Genomic DNA, 2521 nt, shown 5'->3' with positions numbered 1-2521 from the left:
TGACAGAAGAACCAGAATATTATGAAGTAGCAGTGAAATAAGTTGGAAATGACACAAATCTCACAGTATGAGCTTGTGTTTCATAAGGACTATAACAGGAAGATTGTAGAATAAAATAAGAAGGGGCTGTCGCACTAAATGATATGCTCCCTTCTAGGTAGACAAGTGAAATAATAAAAACTTGCCACTTAGGAGGGAGCATATTTTATGTCTAAAAGAAAAGTATCTGTTGAGGATAAGATATATGCTGTAAATCTATATCTGGATGGAAAAGAAAGCCAACGGCGAATTGCCCATATGTTTGATGTAAGTCTTGCATCTGTCCAACAATGGATTCGAAACTATGAATCTATGGGAGCAAATGCATTCACATTGAAAGGAAATAAAAAATATTCCAAAGAATTGAAACAACAAGCAGTCTTAGATTATTTAGCAGGCCATGGTTCTCAAAATGATATTTGCAAAAAATACGGGATCCGTTCAAAAGGTAAGTTACAAACTTGGATAAAGAAGTATAATGGTCATGAAGAATTAAAATCTTCTGGAACAGGAGGAAGCATTTTCATGACCAAAGGACGAAAAACCACTTTTGAAGAACGGGTTGAAATAGTACAGTATTGTATCGCACATGATCGTAATTATGCCCAAACAGCAGAACAATACCAGGTGTCCTATCAACAGGCTCGCAATTATATAGTCAAATATGAAGCTGGTGGAGTGGAAGCTTTAAGAGATAACCGTGGCAAACGAAAACGTCCCGATGAGATGAGTGAATTAGAAAAGCTGCGTGCTGAAGTTAAAATTTTAAAAGCAGAGAAAGAACGTGCTGAAATGGAGGCATCTTTTTTAAAAAAACTCGAAGAAATAGAGAGGAGGCGGGGCTAAGCCTGGTCCGTCATGAACATATATATCAGGCAATCAAAGAAGAACATGAAGATCATAATTATTCAGTTGCTGCACTTTGTAAACTTGGTAATGTTTCTAGAGCAGCTTATTATAAATGGCTACACAGAGAAATTCCTAAAAGTGAGCAAAAGAATAGGTTTATTGCTGACGAGATAGAAAAGATTCATACAGACTCACCGGATAAAGGTTATCGAAGAATCAGAGATGATTTGGAACGATATCATGGTATTGATGTAAACGATAAACGTGTGCTACGCATTTGCCGTAAACTTAATATAAAATCAACTATCAAGTATTCTAACAACGGATGCACAAGACAGGCTGCAACCCCTCAGTATATAGCTGAAAACATACTTAATCGGGAGTTCACTGCCAAAGCACCAAATGAAAAATGGCTCACTGATGTGACAGAATTCCATTATTATATTGGGATGGAAAAGCATAAAGTTTATCTAAGTGCAATACTGGATCTATATGATAGACGGATTGTTTCGTATGTTATTCGTGATAAGAACAACAATGCTTTGGTGTTTGATACGGTAGACAATGCTTTACTTAGAAATCCTGGTGCGCAGCCACTGTTTCACAGTGACAGGGGATTCCAATATACGAACAGGACATTTCATACAAAACTTGTAAATGCTGGAATAATACAAAGCATGTCACGAGTTGCTAAGTGTATCGACAATGGACCAATGGAAGGCTTTTGGGGAATTCTGAAGAGAGAGCGATACTATGGAAAACGATACACTGATAGATGTACTCTCGTAAAAATGATTGTAGATTACTATAACAATAAACGTTTACAAAGGAATCTCGGAATTTTAACACCAATGGAAAAACACGAAATTTACTTGCAAGCTGCATAAAAACTGCCAGCAGATAAATTTCTGCTGGCAGGAAAAATTTATATTTTTTCAATTGTCTACTTGACGGGGAGCGGTTCATAGTGCGACAGCCCCATTGCTTGCCTCTTTCCCGTAGGAATAGAATAAGCCAGTGACGAAACCTTCAAATTTCGCTCACTGGCTTATTCCTTTTCAAGTTTCTTGGATAGGCTGATTAGTTCTTCTGTAAGCCTTTTCGTATTATTCAATAGTGTTTCTTGCATTTCTGGAGGACAGCTAAGATATAGCATTTTCATTTGCTCAGCTCTCTCATCTGATATAATCAGAGAATCCAAAGAATTATGAAGAACCTGAATGATGGCTTTCAGAATTAAAAAGGAAGGATTCATTTCCCCATTTTCAATTTTGGCAATTTCCCGTATGGAAATATGGCACATATCAGAAAGCCGTTGTTGTGTAAGCCCCATTTCATTTCGAGCAGCGCGCATTCTCATTCCCAATTTGCCCAAATTATCAACCGGTATAATCGTTCACTTCAACAATATTTTATCGTGCCGGTTGCGGCTGTGGAATGACCTTATTATACTGGTAAACAAGCATGATTGTTCTGGTTGTGGATCTGATTTAATAGGCGAATCATTGCTTAATTGGTCCTATGTCAAGAAAAAGTACAAATTAAATGCAACCAATTTTCTCTTTTTATGTAATTGTTAACTTGCTAAGCTTGCTACAGTCGTTTCCAGATTTTTTAGATATTGTTCCTCATA

At 36.9% G+C, this 2521-nt stretch carries 3 protein-coding genes; 2 read left to right on the top strand and 1 reads right to left on the bottom strand.

The annotated features are described in order from the left end of the window. Positions 1-207: 207 nt before the first annotated feature. A complete protein-coding gene (locus H8716_RS17365; protein WP_249310211.1) occupies positions 208-885 on the top strand; it encodes a helix-turn-helix domain-containing protein in 678 nt (225 codons plus the stop codon). Continuing rightward, positions 840-1775: an IS3 family transposase gene (locus H8716_RS17360; protein ID WP_330606681.1), complete on the top strand. Its 936-nt coding sequence runs from the start codon at positions 840-842 to the stop codon at positions 1773-1775. Before H8716_RS17365 ends, H8716_RS17360 begins: the two co-directional genes overlap by 46 nt. A 161-nt stretch (positions 1776-1936) precedes the next feature. On the opposite strand, the gene H8716_RS17355 is transcribed toward H8716_RS17360, so the two are convergent. Further along, entirely contained in the window at positions 1937-2278 is a 342-nt protein-coding gene (locus H8716_RS17355; protein ID WP_249310213.1) for a helix-turn-helix domain-containing protein, read from the bottom strand. Positions 2279-2521 lie beyond the last annotated feature (243 nt).

The sequence above is a fragment of the Jingyaoa shaoxingensis genome, assembly GCF_014385005.1.
GTDB lineage: Bacteria > Bacillota > Clostridia > Lachnospirales > Lachnospiraceae > Marvinbryantia > Marvinbryantia shaoxingensis.
This window is presented reverse-complemented; position numbering and strand designations above follow the sequence as displayed.

Excerpts from the sequence above, each read along its gene's own strand:
- H8716_RS17365 (WP_249310211.1), top strand. The coding sequence starts at position 208 with ATGTCTAAAAGAAAAGTATCTGTTGAGGATAAGATATATGCTGTAAAT.